The sequence below is a fragment of the Rhodococcus sp. ACPA1 genome (assembly GCF_002300195.1).
Classification (GTDB): Bacteria; Actinomycetota; Actinomycetes; order Mycobacteriales; family Mycobacteriaceae; genus Rhodococcus_F; species Rhodococcus_F opacus.
Window position 1 is genome coordinate 651,772 of record NZ_NSDX01000003.1, and the last position, 17,718, is coordinate 669,489.

At 67.5% G+C, this 17,718-nt stretch carries 17 protein-coding genes; 10 read left to right on the plus strand and 7 right to left on the minus strand.

The window, feature by feature from the left end:
* Positions 1-30 precede the first annotated feature (30 nt).
* The gene (locus tag CJ177_RS13540; RefSeq protein WP_095867903.1) at positions 31-417 is read left to right on the plus strand and encodes a DUF1304 domain-containing protein; all 387 of its coding nucleotides are present in this window, start codon (positions 31-33) and stop codon (positions 415-417) included.
* A gap of 26 nt (positions 418-443) precedes the next feature.
* On the plus strand, positions 444-1,451 hold the full coding sequence (locus tag CJ177_RS13545; RefSeq protein ID WP_095867904.1) for an NADP-dependent oxidoreductase: 1,008 nt from the start codon (positions 444-446) through the stop codon (positions 1,449-1,451).
* Between the two features lie 53 nt (positions 1,452-1,504).
* Here the strand turns inward: CJ177_RS13545 and xylB are convergent, their stop codons facing one another.
* Genes xylB through CJ177_RS13565 form a run of 4 tightly spaced genes read right to left on the minus strand, consistent with a single transcriptional unit; the run spans position 1,505 to position 6,300 of the window.
* Positions 1,505-2,887: a xylulokinase gene (gene xylB / locus CJ177_RS13550; protein ID WP_095867905.1), complete on the minus strand. Its 1,383-nt coding sequence runs from the start codon at positions 2,885-2,887 to the stop codon at positions 1,505-1,507.
* The gene (locus tag CJ177_RS13555) at positions 2,884-3,807 is read right to left on the minus strand and encodes a carbohydrate kinase (protein WP_061697913.1); all 924 of its coding nucleotides are present in this window, start codon (positions 3,805-3,807) and stop codon (positions 2,884-2,886) included. The genes xylB and CJ177_RS13555 overlap by 4 nt, the downstream gene beginning before the upstream one ends.
* Complete coding sequence (locus tag CJ177_RS13560; RefSeq protein WP_095867906.1) at positions 3,804-5,285, minus strand: mannitol dehydrogenase family protein; 1,482 nt, start codon at positions 5,283-5,285, stop codon at positions 3,804-3,806. Before CJ177_RS13560 ends, CJ177_RS13555 begins: the two co-directional genes overlap by 4 nt.
* Positions 5,286-5,295: 10 nt before the next feature.
* The gene (locus CJ177_RS13565) at positions 5,296-6,300 is read right to left on the minus strand and encodes an NAD(P)-dependent alcohol dehydrogenase (protein ID WP_095867907.1); all 1,005 of its coding nucleotides are present in this window, start codon (positions 6,298-6,300) and stop codon (positions 5,296-5,298) included.
* Positions 6,301-6,450: 150 nt separating this feature from the next.
* Here CJ177_RS13565 and CJ177_RS13570 point away from each other — a divergent pair, with 150 nt between their 5' ends.
* From CJ177_RS13570 to CJ177_RS13590, 5 genes are read left to right on the plus strand one after another with little or no spacing between them, the layout of a single operon-like run.
* A complete protein-coding gene (locus CJ177_RS13570) occupies positions 6,451-7,473 on the plus strand; it encodes a sugar-binding transcriptional regulator (RefSeq protein ID WP_095867908.1) in 1,023 nt (340 codons plus the stop codon).
* Positions 7,474-7,525: 52 nt separating this feature from the next.
* Positions 7,526-8,851, plus strand: coding sequence for a sugar ABC transporter substrate-binding protein (locus tag CJ177_RS13575; protein WP_095867909.1), 1,326 nt, complete (start codon positions 7,526-7,528; stop codon positions 8,849-8,851).
* A complete protein-coding gene (locus CJ177_RS13580) occupies positions 8,848-9,813 on the plus strand; it encodes a carbohydrate ABC transporter permease (RefSeq protein WP_005250846.1) in 966 nt (321 codons plus the stop codon). Before CJ177_RS13575 ends, CJ177_RS13580 begins: the two co-directional genes overlap by 4 nt.
* Positions 9,813-10,691, plus strand: a complete 879-nt coding sequence (locus CJ177_RS13585) for a carbohydrate ABC transporter permease (protein WP_005250847.1) — start codon at positions 9,813-9,815, stop codon at positions 10,689-10,691. The genes CJ177_RS13580 and CJ177_RS13585 overlap by 1 nt, the downstream gene beginning before the upstream one ends.
* Before the next feature lie 51 nt (positions 10,692-10,742).
* A complete protein-coding gene (locus CJ177_RS13590; RefSeq protein WP_095867910.1) occupies positions 10,743-11,828 on the plus strand; it encodes an ABC transporter ATP-binding protein in 1,086 nt (361 codons plus the stop codon).
* Between the two features lie 8 nt (positions 11,829-11,836).
* Here the strand turns inward: CJ177_RS13590 and CJ177_RS13595 are convergent, their stop codons facing one another.
* Positions 11,837-13,246, minus strand: coding sequence for an FAD-binding protein (locus tag CJ177_RS13595; protein WP_095867911.1), 1,410 nt, complete (start codon positions 13,244-13,246; stop codon positions 11,837-11,839).
* A 9-nt stretch (positions 13,247-13,255) separates the two neighbouring features.
* Complete coding sequence (locus CJ177_RS13600) at positions 13,256-14,452, minus strand: Ig-like domain-containing protein (protein WP_005250909.1); 1,197 nt, start codon at positions 14,450-14,452, stop codon at positions 13,256-13,258.
* 260 nt (positions 14,453-14,712) lie between these two features.
* On the opposite strand from CJ177_RS13600, the gene CJ177_RS13605 reads away from it, so the two are divergent.
* Positions 14,713-15,168 carry a MarR family winged helix-turn-helix transcriptional regulator gene (locus tag CJ177_RS13605; RefSeq protein WP_005250910.1) on the plus strand — a complete coding sequence of 152 codons (456 nt, stop codon included), beginning with the start codon at positions 14,713-14,715 and terminating at the stop codon, positions 15,166-15,168.
* A complete protein-coding gene (locus CJ177_RS13610) occupies positions 15,165-16,589 on the plus strand; it encodes an MFS transporter (protein WP_005250911.1) in 1,425 nt (474 codons plus the stop codon). Before CJ177_RS13605 ends, CJ177_RS13610 begins: the two co-directional genes overlap by 4 nt.
* Before the next feature lie 8 nt (positions 16,590-16,597).
* Here the strand turns inward: CJ177_RS13610 and CJ177_RS13615 are convergent, their stop codons facing one another.
* The gene (locus tag CJ177_RS13615) at positions 16,598-17,176 is read right to left on the minus strand and encodes a TetR/AcrR family transcriptional regulator (RefSeq protein WP_095867912.1); all 579 of its coding nucleotides are present in this window, start codon (positions 17,174-17,176) and stop codon (positions 16,598-16,600) included.
* A 70-nt stretch (positions 17,177-17,246) separates the two neighbouring features.
* On the opposite strand from CJ177_RS13615, the gene CJ177_RS13620 reads away from it, so the two are divergent.
* Positions 17,247-17,717, plus strand: a complete 471-nt coding sequence (locus tag CJ177_RS13620; RefSeq protein WP_095867913.1) for a group II truncated hemoglobin — start codon at positions 17,247-17,249, stop codon at positions 17,715-17,717.
* Position 17,718: the final 1 nt, after the last annotated feature.

A 17,718-nucleotide genomic window follows, 5' to 3' on the forward strand; every position in this document is an offset into this window, starting at 1 on the left:
TGGTCAGTTCAGAACGAGGAGGAGTTTCGTATGGTCGCCGCGGGTCTTGTTCTTGCCGCACTCGCCAGTGCGCTGCACGTGTACATCTTCGTGCTCGAGTCCGTCCTCTGGACCGCTCCGCGCACCCGCGCGACGTTCGGGACCAGTGTCGAAGAAGCCGGCGCCACCAAGGAGCTTGCCTTCAACCAGGGCTTCTACAACCTCTTCCTGGCGATCGTGACGGCAGTCGGCATCGTCGCCGTGATCATCGGCGCGACCGCCGTCGGTGCGGCTCTCGTCTTCGCCGGCGCGGGATCCATGCTCCTCGCGGCCCTCGTGCTCCTGCTGTCGTCGCCCAACAAGGCTCGCGCGGCGATCACGCAGGGAACACTTCCGCTGCTCGCGGTACTCCTCCTCGCGCTCGGACTGGCGCTGTGACCCCAGAAGTATCGAAAGGAACACCCGTGACGACGAGCACCCAGATTCAGCTGATCAACCGGCCGGTGGGCTGGCCCACCCAGGACGACTTCCGCATCGCGACCGTCGAGCTGCCCGACCTCGGGCCCGACCAGGTGCGGGTGGCCAACGAGTTCGTCTCGGTCGACCCCTACATGCGCGGCCGGATGAACGACGTGAAGTCGTACATCCCGCCGTTCGCGCTGGGCGAGACGATGACCGGCGGAGCTGTCGGTCGCGTCGTCGAATCCACCGCCGCCACGCATCCGGTCGGCTCGGTGGTGGTTCACGACCTCGGGTGGCGGGACGTCGCGCAGGGTGACGCCTCGGCGTTCCGCGTCGTCGAAGAGATTCCGGGAGTCTCGATCTCGGCCTATTTGGGGATTCTCGGACTGACCGGGCTCACGGCCTACGTCGGACTCGTGCACATCGCCCACCTGAAGCCCGGCGACTCCGTGTTCATCTCCGGCGCCGCGGGTGCGGTGGGGACCGCCGCCGGGCAGATCGCACGACTCGAGGGCGCGTCGCGCGTCATCGGATCCGCCGGGTCCGCGGAGAAGGTCGCACTGCTGACCGACCGTTACGGATACGACGCCGCATTCGACTACAAGCAGGCGCCGGTGCGCGAGCAGCTTCGCGGACTCGCCGGTGACGGCATCGACGTCTACTTCGACAACGTCGGCGGCGACCATCTCGAGGCCGCACTCGACGTCATGCGCAACGGCGGACGCGCCGCCCTCTGCGGTGCCATCTCCGCGTACAACGCCACCGAGCGCACGCCGGGCCCCGACAACCTGGTGAATATCATCAGCCGCGGGCTCACCCTCGAGGGCTTCACCCTCGGCAACTACACGCACGTCTTCCCCGAGTTCGCCGCCAAGATGGGACCGTGGCTCGCGTCCGGCGACGTGGTTCACGACGAGACCGTCGTCGACGGCATCGAGAACTCGGTCGACGCGTTCCTGCAGCTCATGCACGGCGGAAATGTCGGCAAGATGCTGGTGAAGGTGGCGTAGCCACCCGTGCGTGGTTGAGGAGTCCAGAGACTCGCTAACCACGCACAGGCGCGTCAGCGCCTCACGGAGGAATACCGTTCGCGCACTTCGGGTGCCGGGTCGGCCTCGTAACGCCGGGTGGACGTCTGATCCCACTTGGGTGGTTCCGGGGTCTCGGCCAGCGTCCAGGCCGCCTGCCTGCAGGCGCCGATCGCGACGTACTCCGCCGGTTGCGGCACCAGGACCGGAGCCCCGAAGATGGCGGGCGCGAGTTCGCACAGTGCCTGTGAGCGGGCGCCGCCGCCGACGAGGAGGATGCGACGCACTGTGACCCCCTGGGCGGTCAGGTGGTCGATGCCGTCCGCCAGGCCGCACAGCAGCCCCTCGACCGCCGCGCGGGCGAGGTGGGCGGGGGTCGAATTGGCCAGCCGGAGTCCGTGAACGGAGCCGGTGGCGTTCGGCCGGTTGGGGGTGCGCTCACCCTCGAAATACGGCACCATCACCAGGCCGCCGCTGCCGGACGGTGCGGACAGCGCCAGCCGCGACAGCTCGTCGTGATCGACCCCCAGCAGGGAGGCGGTCGCGTCGAGCACCCGGGCGGCGTTCAGGGTGCACACGAGGGGCAGTTGGCGTCCGGTGGCGTCGGCGAAGCCGGCGACGAAACCGCCCGGATCGTTCGCCGGTGTCACCGATACCGCGGATACGACACCCGACGTTCCGACGGACACGACGACGTCGCCTTCCTTGGCGTCGAGAGCCAATGCGGCAGCGGCATTGTCGCCGGTACCGGGACCGACGGCGGCGCCCCACCGGGTTTCGCCGGTCTTCTCGGCCGGGCGAGCCACGCGCGGCACGGCGGGGGAGCGTCCGCGCAGCGCCAGCGACAGCAGGTCGGGTCGGTAGGAATCCGTTGCCGCGGAGAAGTATCCGGTGCCGCTGGCGTCGCCGCGGTCGGTGGCCAGGGTGTCGAGATCGGCTCTGCCGGTGAGCTGCCAGCCGAGCCAGTCGTGGGGCAGGCACACCGCGGACGTCCGGTCGGCGTTCGCCGGTTCGGAATCGGCGAGCCAGCGCAGCTTGCTGACGGTGATCGCGGCGAGGGGCACGACCCCCACGGCGTCCGCCCACGCGTCCGGACCACCGAGGTCGTCCACCAGCTGGGTGGCGGCGTCGGCGGAGCGAGTGTCGTTCCACAGCAACGCCGGACGCACGACCGTTCCGGCGTCGTCGAGGCACACCATGCCGTGCTGTTGCGCCCCGACCGATACCGCGGCGACGTCGTCCAGTCCGCCGGCGGCGGCGATGGCGCTGTCGAGGGCCGCAGCCCACTCCTGCGGGTCGACCTCGGTGCCGTCCGGATGCGACGCCCTGCCCTCGCGGACGAGTTCACCGGTGTCGGCGTCGCAGACGATGACCTTGCACGACTGGGTGGACGAATCGATGCCCGCGACGAGGGTCATTGCCGGACACCTGCCGCGCGATCCAGTGTCTCGCGGGTGGGGAGGTCCGCCCCGGCACGCGCGACCGTGAGACCCGACATCAGCACGGCATTGTCCAGCACGTTCCGCACCTCCTCCGGGTCGATTCTGTGGAGGGCGTTGCGGCTCTCAGCGCCGAGGAAGCCGTGTGACCAGAACCCGTCGAGGAGTCCGGCCATGAACGCGTCGCCCGCGCCGACCGTGTCGACTACCTCGACGCTGCGGGCCGCGACCTCGACGAGTCCGGCCGCGCAGACCGCGAATGCGCCCTCGGCGCCCTTCGTCACCGCCACCATCGCCGGTCCGCGGGTCAGCCACTCGCGGGCGATGTCGACGGGATCCCGTTCGGGGTCGTACCAGCGGAGGTCCTCGTCGCTGACCTTGACGATGTCCGAGATCGACACGAGGTGCTCGATCCGCTGCCGGGCGCGTGCCTTGTCGGTGATCAACACCGGTCGCACGTTGGGGTCGTAGCTGATGGTCGCCGACGAGCGGCGGCGGTCGAGCATGTCTGCGACGACGTCGCAGCCGGGTTCCATCACGGCGGCAATGGAACCGGTGTGAACGAGCGGCGGGGTAGATGACCCGCTGGGGGCGGGAAGGTCCCACTCGATGTCGAACTCGTAGGTGGCGGATCCGGCGGAATCGAGGGTGGCGTGGGCCGTCGCCGTTCGCTGCGCGGTGACACTGCCGGGCGCGAGGCTCACCCCCGACTGCTCGAGGTGCCGAACGATCGCACCGCCCCTCGTGTCGTCGCCGATCCGGGTGACGAATTCGACCGGACGACCGAGCCGGCCGAGACCGACCGCGACGTTGAGCGGGCTACCGCCGACGTACTCGGTGGTGGTGCCGTCGCTCGCCGTGACGATGTCGATGAGGGCTTCACCGATGACCAGACTCATGACTGCACCTTCTCACGCAGAGCCTCAAGCGTCTTCCGTGCACCGACGCTGTGCAGCGAGTCCAGCGCCCAGAGATACGCGGTGACGAAGCGCGGATTCTCGGCCAGGTCACCGAAGACCGACTGGTTCTCGATGAAGGCCGTGCGATTCTCGTGCTGGCTGCGCGCGATCGGCACCAGGGAGTCCTTCAACTGGTCGACGACGTCGATGGGTTCGCCGTTCTCGTCGACTCCCTCGGCATACCGGGCCCAGCTCGCCACGATCGCGGCGGACAGTCGAACGGGCCGGTCGGCGACCAGGTTCTCGCGGATCACCGGCAGCAGCCACTTCGGGATGCGGTCGGAGGATTCGGCGCACAGGCGGGCGACGGTGTCGCGGATCTCGGGGTTGGAGAACCGTTCGATCAGGGTGCGTTTGTAGTCGTCGAGGTCGACCCCGGGCACCGGCGCCAGGGTGGGCGTGGCCTCGTCGTCCATGTACGCGAGCAGGAAGTCGGCGAAGAGCGGATCCTGCGCGACCTCGTGCACGAGCCGGTATCCCGACAGGTAGCCGAAGTAGCAGAGGCCCTGGTGGCTCGCGTTGAGCAGACGCAGCTTCATCAGTTCGTAGGGTTCGACGTCGTCGACCACCTGGACGCCGACGTCCTCGAATGCCGGGCGACCGAGCGGGAAGGCGTCCTCGAGCACCCACGACGTGAACGGTTCGGCGGCGACGGGCCACTGGTCGTCGATGCCGAACCGCGACGACAGCGCCTCGGTCACCTCGGGGGTGGTGACGGGCGTGATGCGGTCGACCATCGAGTTGGGGAAGGACGTCTCCTCGCGCATCCACGCCGCCAGTTCGGGATCCTTCAACTCTGCGTAGGCCAGGAACATCTTGCGGGCCACGTCGCCGTTGCCCTGAATGTTGTCGCAGGACATGATGGTCGGCGACGGCAATCCGCGCGCGCGGCGCCGGGCCAGGGCCTCGATGACGAGTCCGAACGTGGTCCGCGGGGCGGCGCCGTCGGTGAGGTCGTGCACGACGTCCGGGTTCTCGGCATCGAACTCGCCGGTGTCGTGGGTGAAGTTGTAGCCGCCCTCCGTGATCGTCAGCGAGACGATCTTCGTGGTCTCCGCGGCCATCTTCTCGATCACGGCCTCGGGATCGTCCGGAGCGAAGAGGTAGTCGACGATGGACCCGATGACGCTCACGTCCCAGGTGCCGTCCGGGTGTCGCAGCGCCAGCGTGTACAGGCCGTCCTGCGCGTCGAGGACGTCCTTCATCCGCCGGTCACCGGGCAGGACCCCGACCCCGCAGATGCCCCACTCGCGGGCCTCCCCGCGTCGCAGCAACCGGTCGACGTACATCGCCTGGTGCGCGCGGTGGAATCCGCCGACACCGAAATGCACTATCCCTACGGTGATGTCGCTTCGATCGTAATTCGGCACCTGCACGGTGTCGTCGAACTGCTGCAGTGCCTGCGCGCACAGTTGCATCGGTCTCTCCTCATTCCTGGACGCGTACGACGGCCTTGAGGCTGCCCGGCGTCCGGTCTGCGTTCAGTGCTTGCTCCGCCTCGGCGAGCGGAAATCTTCCGGTGACCATCGAATCGAGGTCGACCCGCCCCGACCGCGCGAGAGCGATCGCCGTCGGCCAGGTGTTGGCGTAGCGGAATACGCCGGTCAGCACCAGCTCTCGGTTCTGGATGGTCTGGACCGGCAGTGTCATCTCGGGGGCGCCCATGCCCACCAGAACCACGGATCCCGCGGGCCGGACGGCCTGGATCCCGGCCAGCACCGCGCTCGGGGCGCCGGACGCGTCGACGAACGCGTCCACGTGGAGTCCCGTGACGTCCTGCTCGCGGGGGTCGAGCACCGCGGTGGCACCGAATTTCGTTGCGACGTCGCGTCGCCGGGGATCGAGGTCCGAGACGACCACTTCGGTGGCGCCGAATGCGAGGGCCGTCTGCACCATGGCGATCCCGATCGGTCCCGCGCCCGCGATCAGGACGCGGGATCCGGCCGTCACGCCGGCTTTGCGGGTGGTGGCGATGGCCACGGACAACGGCTCGCACAGCGCGGCCGCGTCCTCGGACATCTCGTCGGGAATCTCGTGGGCGAACGCCGAGCCGATGGTCACGTATTCGGCCAGCGCCCCGTCGATCGGCGGGGTGGCATAGAACTGCATGTGCGGGCAGAGGTTGTAGAGACCGCGCCGCGATTCGACGCTGTCCGGGTCGGGGCGCTGCGGTTCGATGGAGACTCGCTGCCCGATACGCGCTGCCGGAACCCCGGCACCGACACCCACGACGGTGCCCGACGCCTCGTGGCCCAGCACGATCGGCTGGTCGACCACGAAGTCGCCGATGCGGCCCTCGCGGTAGTAGTGGGCATCCGATCCGCAGACGCCTACCGAGGCCACGCGGACCAGGACGTCGCCGGGGCCGGGAGTGGGGACGGGCCGTTCCCGGATTTCGATCACGCCCGGCTCCGAAAGCACGCTGGCACGCATCGTCCTGGGGATATCCGAAGGGAGTGTTGTGTGGGTCACACTTCGATGCTAGCGTATTGAGCAGATGAACGCATAGTGATCATTTGCTCACGGTTTCTCGAGGCTCCGAAGACACACACGACGGGCTCGGGATCATGGCGAGGAGAATCAGTGACGTCCCCCAATCCGACGGCCCAGACGCCGTCACTCATCGCGTCGCCGCCGCCGTCCACGACGGAGGATCTACGCCTCGCGTTGCGCGCTGCAACGCTGTACTACTTGGACGGAATGACGCAGGCCGAGGTCGCGACACGCCTCGGTGTCTCCCGCCCGACGGCGGGCCGGCTGGTGGCACGGGCCCGGACGCAGGGCCTGGTACGCATCGAGGTGCAGGCTCCCGCGCATCTGCGGGATTCGCTGCGCTCGGACGAGGAGCGCGCGCTCGAGGAGAAGTACAGCCTCGTCGAGGCGGTGGTGGTCGCCGATTCCGTCGACGCCGCCGGTCCGATCGACGACCACAACAGCTTCGCCGGCGTCGGGCGCGCCGCCGCATCCCTGCTGGTGCGCCGGATCCGGGAAGGCGACACCCTCGGATTCACGTGGGGGCCCGAGACGGTCGCCGTCGCGCAGGGCCTGCCGTCCGGGGCGGCCACGTGCGCGTCGGTCGTCCAGCTCGACGGCTCGGTGAGTGCGATCAACTATCAGACCGGAACGGAGTACGTCTTGGGGAGATGCGCAGAGCAACTGCAGGCCAACACCGTTCGGCTCCCTGTTCCGTTGTACGCGGACGCGTCGACCGTGGTATCCATGCGGGGCGACTCCGTCATCTCCAAGGCCCTCGAGGCCGGCCGCACCGCGGAGATGATGATGTTCGGCACGGGCGCCGTCTCCACGTCGACCACGTTGTTCGAGGGCAGCTTCATCGACACGGACATGCTGTCGGTGCTCACCGACCTCGGCGCGGTCGGCGAAGTCGGTGGACGCTTCTACCGGCTCGACGGAACCGAGGTCGCCGGCCCACTGGACGAACGGGCCATGTCCGTTCCCCTCGACGACATCCGCGCGTGCGGGGGATCGATCCTCGTCACGGGTGGCGTCGCCAAACATCAAGCGGCACTGGGTGCCCTCCACGGCGGACTGGCCAAGATGCTGGTCTGCGACATCGAATGCGCGCGTTGGCTGCTCGATCAGTAGCACCACGCAAGAGAGGTGAAGATCGGTGAAGAAACACAGGAAACCGGCGACGATGCTGGTAGCCGGAGCGGGAGCGCTCTGCCTCACGCTGAGCGGATGTGCGGGCGCCGGATCGCTGGGCGCGTCGGACCAGACCATCACCATCGCGATGGTCTCGAACTCACAGATGCAAGATGCCCAGAAGCTAGCCTCGCAGTTCGAGGAGGAGAATCCCGACATCGACCTGAAGTTCGTCACGCTGTCGGAGAACCAGGCGCGCGCGAAGATCACGGCATCCACCGCAACCGGTGGCGGCGAGTTCGACGTCGTGATGATCAGCAACTACGAGACCCCGCAATGGGCCAAGTACGGCTGGTTGAAGAATCTGTCGGAGTATGCCGAGGCGACGGAGGGTTACGACGAGGCCGACTTCATCCCCACCCTGCGCGAGTCGCTGTCCTACGAGGGGAACATGTACTCGGTGCCGTTCTACGGCGAGTCCTCGTTCCTGATGTACCGCAAGGACCTGTTCGAGCAGGCCGGAATCACCCTGTCGGAGAAGCCGACCTGGACCGAGGTCGCAGCGGCGGCAAAGCAACTCGACTCCGACGACATGGCCGGCATCTGCCTGCGTGGCAAGCCGGGCTGGGGTGAGTTGCTCGCACCCCTCGACACCGTCATCAACACGTTCGGTGGCCGCTGGTTCGACGAGGACTGGAACGCTCAGCTGACCAGCCCGGAGGTGGAACGCGCGGTGCAGTTCTACGTCGACCTGGTGCGCGAGTACGGCGAGCCGGGCGCCGCGACGAGCGGTTTCGGCGAGTGCGCCACGCAGCTCGCTCAGGGGCAGGTGGCGATGTGGTACGACTCGACGTCCGCGGTGTCCACGCTGGAGGATCCGGCGTCGAGCGCCGTTGTCGGCAAGATCGGCTACGCGCCCGCGCCGATCGAGGTGAAGGACAATTCCGGCTGGCTGTACAGCTGGTCGCTCGGAATTCCCGAGAGCAGCGAGAACCCCGATGCGGCGTGGAAGTTCATCTCGTGGATGACCGACAAGCAATACATACGCACGGTCGGTGAGGATCTCGGCTGGGAGCGGGTGCCTCCGGGTAGCCGGCTGTCGACCTATGAGATTCCCGAGTACAAAGAGGCCTCGGCGGCCTACGGTCCGCTGACGCTCGAGGCGATCGAGAACGCGACACCGGAGGCGCCCACCGTGCTACCGGTTCCGTACACCGGCGTGCAGTTCCTGGCGATCCCGGAGTTCCAGGATCTCGGAACCCGTGTAAGCCAGCAGATCAGTGCGGCGATCGCAGGACAGCAGACCGTGCCCGAGGCGCTCGCCCAGGCACAGCAGTACGCCGAGGTGGTCGGCGCGACGTATCGGGAGGAACGATGACAACCATCGCCGAGAAACCCACCGCGGACGGCACCGCCGACCGGGTGCGGCAACTGCGGGAGGCCAAGGACGACAGCGTCTCCCGCGCCGAGGGATGGCGTCGCCGAGGGCCGTTGCTGCCCGCTCTGATCTTCATGATCGTGGTGACCCAGATCCCGTTCCTGTTCACGCTGTACTACTCGACGCAGTCCTGGAACCTGGTCCGACCGGGGTCCCAGGCCTTCGTCGGCCTGCAGAATTACGTGGATGTGTTCCAGGACAGCCAGTTCCGTGAGGTCGCGGTCAACACCGTGATCCTGATCGTCGGGACCGTGATCATCTCGGTGGTGCTGGGCCTGCTGCTGGCACTGCTGCTCGACCGCGCCTTCCTGGGCCGCGGCATCGTGCGGACCCTGCTCATCACCCCGTTCCTGGTGACCCCGGTCGCCGGTGCGCTGCTGTGGAAGACCACGATGTTCGACCCGGTGTTCGGCATCGTCAACTTCGTGCTCTCCCCGTTCGGGGTGGGACAGGTCGACTGGGTCAGCAAGTTCCCGCTCGCGTCGGTCATGGTGAACCTGGTGTGGCAGTGGACCCCGTTCATGATGCTGCTGATCCTCGCCGGTCTGCAGTCGATGCCACGCGACATCCTCGAGGCGGCGCGGGTGGACGGCGCCAAGCCGTTCGCGATGTTCCGCGAACTGACGCTCCCGCATCTGCGCCGGTTCATCGAACTCGGCGCGGTCCTGGGCGCGATCTACCTGATCAACACGTTCGACGCCATCTACATGATGACCCAGGGTGGACCCGGCACCGCCAGTGCCAACCTCCCCTTCTACATCTATCAGCGCGCATTCCTCGGTTTCGACATCGGGCAGGCCGCCGCGATGGGCGTCATCGTCGTGATCGCAACCATCGTCGTCGCGACCCTGGCGTTGCGCCTGATCTTCAAGAGCTTTACCGGTAACGAGGAGGCAGCGTAATGAGTACCGACACTGCGGCGGCGCCGGTGGAGTCCACCCCCACCGCCCCGGAGACCAAGCGGGCGCGCAAGCACCGCAAGTTCAGCCCGTGGAGTGTGGTGGCGTGGATCGTGGCGCTCGGCTTCTTCTTCCCGGTGGCCTGGATGGTGCTCACCGCGTTCAAGCAGGAGGGCGACGCCTACACGACCCCGCCGAAACTGTTCTTCACCCCCACCCTGGACCAGTTCAAGGCGGTCCTCGACAGCGGCATCGGCACGGCACTGCTGAATTCGGCGTTCGCGACCGCCATGTCGACGATCCTCGTGCTGGTGCTCGGTGTGCCGGCGGCGTTCGCGCTGTCGCTGCGTCCGGTCCGCAAGACGAAGGACGCCCTGTTCTTCTTCATCAGCACGAAGATGCTCCCGATCGTCGCCGCGATCATCCCGCTGTACGTGATCGTCAACGACATCGGACTGCTCGACAACATCTGGGCCCTGATCATCCTGTACACGGCGATGAACGTCCCCATCGCGGTGTGGATGATGCGTTCGTTCTTCCTCGAGGTTCCGGGCGAACTGCTCGAGGCCGCGAGCATGGACGGCGCTAGCCTCTGGACGTCGGTGCGTGAGGTGATCCTCCCGCTCGTGTCCCCCGGTATCGCGGCGACCGCGCTGATCTGCGTGATCTTCTCGTGGAACGAATTCTTCTTCGCCGTCAACCTCACTGCCGTTCAGGCGCAGACCATTCCGGTGTTCCTCGTCGGCTTCATCACCGGTGAGGGCCTGTACTGGGCCCGGCTGTCGGCGGCGGCGACGCTGGCGGCGCTGCCGGTCATCCTGGCCGGCTGGGTCGCGCAGAACAAACTGGTCCGCGGCCTGTCCTTCGGTGCGATCAAATGATCACCCCGGCAACCACTTCCCCCGACTTCGGTACCCACAAGAGGAGCAATCATGGCTGACATCGCGTACAAGGGCGCATCCTGCATCTACGAGAACGCCGACACGCTGGCGGTCGATACTCTCGACCTCGACATCGAAGACGGCGAGTTCATCGTCCTCGTCGGCCCGTCGGGTTCCGGCAAGAGCACCGCACTGCGGATGCTCGCCGGCCTCGAGGACATCGACGAAGGCACCATCGAGATCGGTGGCAAGGACATGGTGGGTGTGCCGTCGAAGGACCGTGACATCGCGATGGTGTTCCAGAACTACGCCCTCTATCCCAACAAGACGGTGGGCGAGAACATGGGCTTCGCTCTGAAGATGCGCGGAGTCGGTGTGGAGGAACGGAAGAAGAAGGTGGCCGATGCCGCCAAGCTGCTCGACCTGACCGACTACCTCGACCGCAAGCCCGGCAAGCTGTCCGGCGGTCAGCGCCAGCGCGTCGCGATGGGTCGAGCGATCGTGCGGGAGCCGCAGGTGTTCTGCATGGACGAGCCGCTGTCGAACCTCGACGCCAAGCTGCGCGTCCAGACCCGCACGCAGATCGCGGCGTTGCAGCGCCGGCTCGGCACCACCACCGTGTACGTCACCCACGACCAGGTCGAGGCGATGACCATGGGCGACCGGGTGGCAGTCCTCAAGAACGGCAAGCTGCAGCAGTTCTCGGCTCCCACCGAACTCTACGATCGCCCGAAGAACGCGTTCGTCGCCGGCTTCATCGGTTCGCCCGCCATGAATCTGATGACCATGCCCATCGTCAGCGACGGCGTGCGCCTGGGGAACTCGACGCTCGCGCTCGAGCGCGACCAGCTGTCGGCGCTGCACGCGGCCGGACTGGAGACCGTCACGGTCGGTGTGCGCCCCGAGCAACTGGAGTTGTCGACCGGGGACGGTGGCATCGAGGTGATCGTGGACCTGGTCGAGGAACTCGGGAGTGAATCCTACGTCCACACCCACATCGCCGGTGACGGTACGCAACTGACCGCCCGGTCACTGACCCGCACCCCCGCGCGGCTGGCCGACACAGTGTCCCTGCACAAGCGGGACGGAGCGGTCCACCTGTTCCACCCGGAGACGGGGGAGCGGATCGGCGACTAGGACATGTCCTAGAGCGGATAGTGCGTCAGCACCCCCATCGGATCGTGCCTCTGCCGCAGTTCGCGCAGTCGGCGAAGGTTTCCGCCGTAGGCCGCGTCGATCTCGGCGCCGGTCTCGGGGAAGCCGGGCCGGACTTCGACGCTGTAGACGCCGATCGTGTGGGGTGCGAGCGCGTCGAGGGTGCCGCCCGCCCACGACAGGCAGGCGGCGCCGTCGTAGGGGTCGGACCAGATGGCGTTGAGCGGGATGTTCCACTCGCCGCTTCGGCCCCAGAATGCGGTGTCGCCGTCACCGACGTCGGCGAGGGCACCGCCGGTGTGCTGGAAGTCGATACGACATTCCCGCGTCGGCGCTCCACGGATCTGGGTGGCCAGGGCCTCCGCGAGTTCGGAGTCGAGGGTCGGTCCGGTGAAGACGGCCTTCCCGAAGAACGACCCTCGGCGCTCGCCCGATTCGGGCAGCCGGATCGGTTCGGGCTCTTCGCCGTCGGCGCCGGGTGGCGCGAATTCGGGTAGCCCGGTGAGGTACGTGCCGGACGTCTCGGATCGGTACAGCACGGTGCCCGACACGTCGGCGACCGTGGCGGCGGCGGCCCGGGCGCGGTCGATGGCGGATTCGTCCCCGCTCGCGCACGCGGTGTACACGAAGAGGACGGGTTCGTCGGAAGACAGTGCGCTGTAACCGAGTACCGCGCCCATCGTCGTGTCCCGCGGAAGCGTCGGTGCGACGCGGAAGTAGGTGGCGAGCGCTTCGAGTCCGAGCACCATCCGGTCGACCCACACCGGACCCACCGGGTGTGTGCGCAGCACCGCCGACGTCACGACGCCGAAGCACGGTGCGCAACCTCGGACCGCCCACCACAGGTCCGCCTCGTCGCCGGTGCTGGCATCGGACAGGTGGACGACCTCGCCGGACGGAAGCACCAGTTCGGCCTCGACGAGCTGATCGACCGTCAATCCGAGACTGCGCGTGAGGTATCCGACGCCGCCGCGAGTGACGAGTCCGAAGCCGGCGTGGCCCACGATCCCCACCGGCACCACCCGGCCGGTGGGTGCGAGGACGTCCAGCATGGTTCCCACGGTGGCGCCGCCGGCGACGACCACCCGGTCGTCTTCGGGTTTCGCCGTGTGCAGGTGCGCCGACAGGTCGAGCATGACGGCGTCGTCGGCGACGCAGTTGGAACTCAGCCCGCCGCCGCGGACGGTGACGGTGCCGCCCGTCCGGTGTGCGACCCTCATGACGGTGGAGACCTCCTCCACGGACACCGGTTCGACGACGCAGGACGGACGGCGTCTCGCGGCCTCGGGAAAGAACACTCTGCCCAGCGCGGTGCGGTAGTCGTCGGTGTCCGGCAGATGAACCCGGTGTGGGAGAACCGCCTTCAACTGCGCGACACATTCCGCGGATGGTGAATTCACGAGCGCCTCCTATCCCGTTGCGTTACCTGCCTGCCACTGATCCCACGGGACCTCCCAGTCACCGTACGTGTCCCACACGGGCAGGAGCGGTCCGCCCGAGTTGGTGATCTCGACGACGTCGCCGATACCGAAATGGTCGAACATCCACTGGGCGTTGGCGGGTGCCAGGTTGACGCAGCCGTGGGAGACGTTGCTGCTGCCCTGATCGCCCACCGACCACGGCGCCGAGTGGACGAACTCGCCGTCGTTGGAGATCCGCAGGTTGAGATCGACCTTTTCGCGGTAGTAGTCGGGATCGCCGGCGCAGACCCCGTACGTGCAGGAGTCCATGATGATGCTCTGCTGCTTGTCGGAGATCACGTGCGGACCCTCGTGCGAGGGGTGGTCGGGTGTGCCGAGACTCATCGGCATCGCGTTCTCCTGGACGCCGTTGTGGAAAACGGTGAGCATTTTGCTCGCCCCGTCCGCCTTGGCCACCCACGAGTCGTGCACGGTGTAGTCGGCGGAGTTGTTCTCGGCGCCGAAGACGCCGTCGCCCAGATCGACGCCGTACACGTCGGCCTCGATGTGGATCTTGGTACCGGGCGCCCAATATCCCGCCGCGCGATAGTGCGCGTTCTGGTCGTCGGTCCAATACCAGGCGCCGGGCTGCGGCGGTGTCGTCGTCACATGCAGCCGCTGCTGCACCTCGGCCTTGTTCACGACCGGTGCGGTGAATTGGAAGACCATCGGCTGGCCGACGCCGATACCGGTGTCGGCGACGACTTCGGGTGCCGGGACGACGTTCGCGTAGGCGGTGGTGCCGGGCGTCAACGTCGTGACGGTGAAGGTCTGCTCGCTCGGGGCGCCGTCGGGGTTGACCGCGTCGGCGACGACTGTGTACGTGGACCCGTAGCCCAGCGGTTGGCTGCTCGTCCAGTTCGTGCCGTCGGGCGTGAGACTCCCGGCGACCGGCGTGTTCTGCGCCGCGGGATTCGTGACGGTCACGGCGGTCAGCCGGCCGCCTGTCGCGGTGACCACGATCGGGGTGGTCGGATTGATCGGCGCCCCGTCGGCAGCGGGGACGGCAATCGAGGCGGGCGCGGACTGTGACGTGGTCGGGGGTTCCGACGTGCCGGTGTCTCCGATGGTGCACGCCGTGGCCAGGAACGTCAGGGCCACCACCGCAACAATGCCGGCTGTCCGTGTGCGAAGAGTCACGACCACCTTCTTTCGGATCTGGGATCAGCGCTCGCCGTCCTCATACTGCCAGCGATAGCCTCGGAGTTTCCTGTGAGACGCGTGCCCAGCCCGCCCCACCTGCAGGAATTCGAGCGCGCGACGCCTCCCCTCGACGCATTAGACAGCAGTGCTGATGAAATTCGGCCCCGGAACGGCCATTATCCGCTGTGGATGGATCATTGAGCTATGCAAATAAAACAGCTAGACTGGCTAATGAACCTGACCAGCGAGAGGGAGGCAGCCACATGGACCAGAAGGTCGATCAGCTCCGCGAGGACGTCGTTCTGTTCAACCGACGCATTCGGACCCAGCGCGCCGGGCACCTGCTCACCCCCTCGCAACTCCAGGCCCTCGCGCACCTCGACCGGGAAGGACCGATGAGCGCACGTGCTCTCGCCGATCTCGAGCAGGTGGCGCCGCAGTCCATCGCGCGGACCGTCTCGATGCTCGAGGAGTCCGGAATGGTCTCCCGGACCGTGGACCCCCAGGATGCGCGCGCGAGCATCGTCGCGGTCACTGCGCAGGGGTTGCAGACGCTCGTCGACGACCGGTCGCGGCGAAGCGAGTGGCTGACCGCCGCGCTCGCCGCCGAATGCACCGACGCCGAGCGCGACCTCCTCTTCATCGCCGGACGGCTGCTCCGTCGGCTCGCTGGAACCCCCGAGCCGGCACCGCAGCAGGAGTCACTGATGAACTCGTGAGCGCGACCGTCGCCGATACCGGCCTCGCGCAGAAGTCCCCGTCCGTACCGTTCCGGGTCAGCGGCTCCGTCGCCACCGGGAGCATCCTCCAACCGCTGAACTCGTCGATGATCGCGGTGGCGATCGTCGGCATCGCCGCCCAGTTCGGCTCCTCGTCCGGGATCACATGGGTGATCTCGGGGCTCTACATAGCCACGGCCGTGACCGCCCCGATGGCAGGCAAGCTCGGCGCGCTGCTCGGAGCCCGGAAGGTCTACCTCGGGGGCCTCGCTCTGGTAGCGCTGGGCTCGATCGCCGGGCTGCTCGCACCCAGCGTCGGCTGGCTCATCTTCTCCCGCATCCTCGTCGGAATCGGAACCGCCACACAGTATCCCAATGCGATGACGATGATTCGCGGGTACGCGGAACGACACGGCGCGCAGCCGCGCACCGCGATCACGACCCTCGCGATCTGCAGCCAGGCGGTCGTGGCACTGGGCCCGACGCTCGGCGGACTGCTGGTCGGGGCGTTCGGCTGGCAGTCGATCATGTGGATCAACCTTCCGATCGTCGTGTTCAGCGCGGTGGCGGTCACCAAGTTCGCGAAGGTCGGCTTCGTCGGCGGCATGTCGGTCAGCGGTCGTCAACTGCTGCACGCGCTCGACGTGGCCGGGGTCGTCCTGTTCCTCGGGCTCGTCTCGTCGACGATGCTGTTCCTGCTGTCGCTCACCACCGATCCCGTCTGGTGGCTGATTCCCGTGTGGGCGCTGGTGTTCGCCCTGTTCGTCCACTGGGAACGACGCGCGGACGAACCGTTCATCGACGTTCGGGCCCTGGCCCGGAACCGTGCGCTCAGCGCCACACTCGCCCGCACCCTCCTCACCTACACGGCGTTCTACTGCGTCTTCTTCGGAATCCCGCAGTGGTTGCAGTATTCCCGCGGAATGAGCGCCACCGATGCCGGTCTGACGATGCTGCCCGTCGCTGTGGTCGGCATCGGCTCCACGCTGTTCGCGTCACGGACGTATCGGCGGTACGGGGTGCGCCGAACGCTCACCGTCGGAACGTGTGCGCTCCTGGTGGGTGGGCTGCTCCTGGCGTCGGTCGAGAGCAGTACGGCCCCGATCGTCGTGCTCCTCCTGGTGGCCGCAGTACTGGGGATTCCCAATGGATTCAACAATATCGGCAATCAGAATCTGATCAGCTCGGTCACGTCCGTCGAGGAAGTCGGCACGGCGATCGGGATGTACCGCACCGTGCAGTACATCGGAGCGAACCTGTCGGCCGTCGTGCTGCAGACCACCGCCGGTCACGTGATCGGCGACGACGGACTGCACCGCACGGGGTGGTTCATCGCCGTCGCGGGCGTTCTTCTCCTCATCGGCGTCCTGATGTCACGGAACATGGGGGACCGGCGGTCGACGAACGCGGCGACGGCGTAGTAAGAGCGTCAGGTCGGCGGCACCCCGCCGACGGCCCGCCAGATCAGTGTCGCGGTCCGGGCAGGCCAGTCGGCGGGTGGGCGGTCACCGGCCAACGCACGGCCGTACCAACTGCCGGTGGTCATGGTGACGGCGACGTCGAGATCGGCGTCGGCGTCGATCAGCTTCAGTTCGGCGGCGCGGTCCAGGATGGCGCGGATGCGGCGCCGGCGCGGCGCCACCACCCGGGCGCGGTACTGCGCGCGGACGTCGGCGTCCGTCGTGTCCTGCAGCATCGTGCCGACGAGCGACAACCGGCCGCTTCGCGACACTCCACGCTGGAAGTCGGTCAGCTCGCGGACCAGATCCCCGAAGGGATCGGCCGACGACCGCCCCGACTGTTCGTCGGCCAGCTGCGCCACGACGGCCGCGGCGAGCTCCGACTTCGACGCCCACCGCCGGTACAGCGCCTGCCGGGTGGTGCCGGCCTCCGCGGCGATCGCGGCGATCGACATCGCGTCGTATCCGGCCCGGGACAATTGCCGGCCCGCAACTCTCAGCACACGAGTGTCGATATCGGTGTCGCGACTGCGCCCGGCCACACTCATGCTCGATCCTCTTTTCAATCCAATACTGGTGTGTATTGTAATGGACAGACGACGGAAATCGGGAGCTCACATGAGTGATCAGGAAACACCGTCCCTGTACGAATGGGCGGGCGGTGAGCAGTCGTTCCGGCGGCTGATAGACGCCTTCTACGACCGGGTGGAGGGCGACGAACTGCTGTCGCCGATGTTCCCCGGCGGAGTGCACGAGGAGCATCGCCGCAACGTGACGCTGTGGTGGTGCGAGGTGTTCGGCGGCCCGCCGGGCTACACCGAACAACTCGGCGGCTACGAACGAATGTTGCGGCACCACATCGGCCTCGCCATCAGCCCGGAGCAGCGGCACCGCTTCGCGGCAACGATGAGCCTCGCCGCCGACGACGCCGGCCTTCCGTCGGACCCCGAATTCCGTTCCGCGTTCATGGCATACGTCGAGTGGGGGACCAGACTCGCGCTGCAGAACTCGAGCCCCGGTGCCGAGGTGGTCGAGCACGCACCCGTCCCGCACTGGGGTTGGGGCGTGGCCCCGCCCTACCGCGGCTGAG

Coding starts and splice junctions, on each gene's coding strand:
- CJ177_RS13575 (WP_095867909.1), top strand. CDS start 7,526: ATGCTGGTAGCCGGAGCGGGAGCGCTCTGCCTCACGCTGAGCGGATGT.
- CJ177_RS13555 (WP_061697913.1), bottom strand. CDS start 3,807: ATGAGTCTGGTCATCGGTGAAGCCCTCATCGACATCGTCACGGCGAGC.
- CJ177_RS13580 (WP_005250846.1), top strand. CDS start 8,848: ATGACAACCATCGCCGAGAAACCCACCGCGGACGGCACCGCCGACCGG.
- CJ177_RS13585 (WP_005250847.1), top strand. CDS start 9,813: ATGAGTACCGACACTGCGGCGGCGCCGGTGGAGTCCACCCCCACCGCC.
- CJ177_RS13605 (WP_005250910.1), top strand. CDS start 14,713: ATGGACCAGAAGGTCGATCAGCTCCGCGAGGACGTCGTTCTGTTCAAC.
- xylB (WP_095867905.1), bottom strand. CDS start 2,887: ATGACCCTCGTCGCGGGCATCGATTCGTCCACCCAGTCGTGCAAGGTC.
- CJ177_RS13620 (WP_095867913.1), top strand. CDS start 17,247: ATGAGTGATCAGGAAACACCGTCCCTGTACGAATGGGCGGGCGGTGAG.
- CJ177_RS13540 (WP_095867903.1), top strand. CDS start 31: ATGGTCGCCGCGGGTCTTGTTCTTGCCGCACTCGCCAGTGCGCTGCAC.
- CJ177_RS13560 (WP_095867906.1), bottom strand. CDS start 5,285: ATGCAACTGTGCGCGCAGGCACTGCAGCAGTTCGACGACACCGTGCAG.
- CJ177_RS13615 (WP_095867912.1), bottom strand. CDS start 17,176: ATGAGTGTGGCCGGGCGCAGTCGCGACACCGATATCGACACTCGTGTG.
- CJ177_RS13565 (WP_095867907.1), bottom strand. CDS start 6,300: ATGCGTGCCAGCGTGCTTTCGGAGCCGGGCGTGATCGAAATCCGGGAA.
- CJ177_RS13590 (WP_095867910.1), top strand. CDS start 10,743: ATGGCTGACATCGCGTACAAGGGCGCATCCTGCATCTACGAGAACGCC.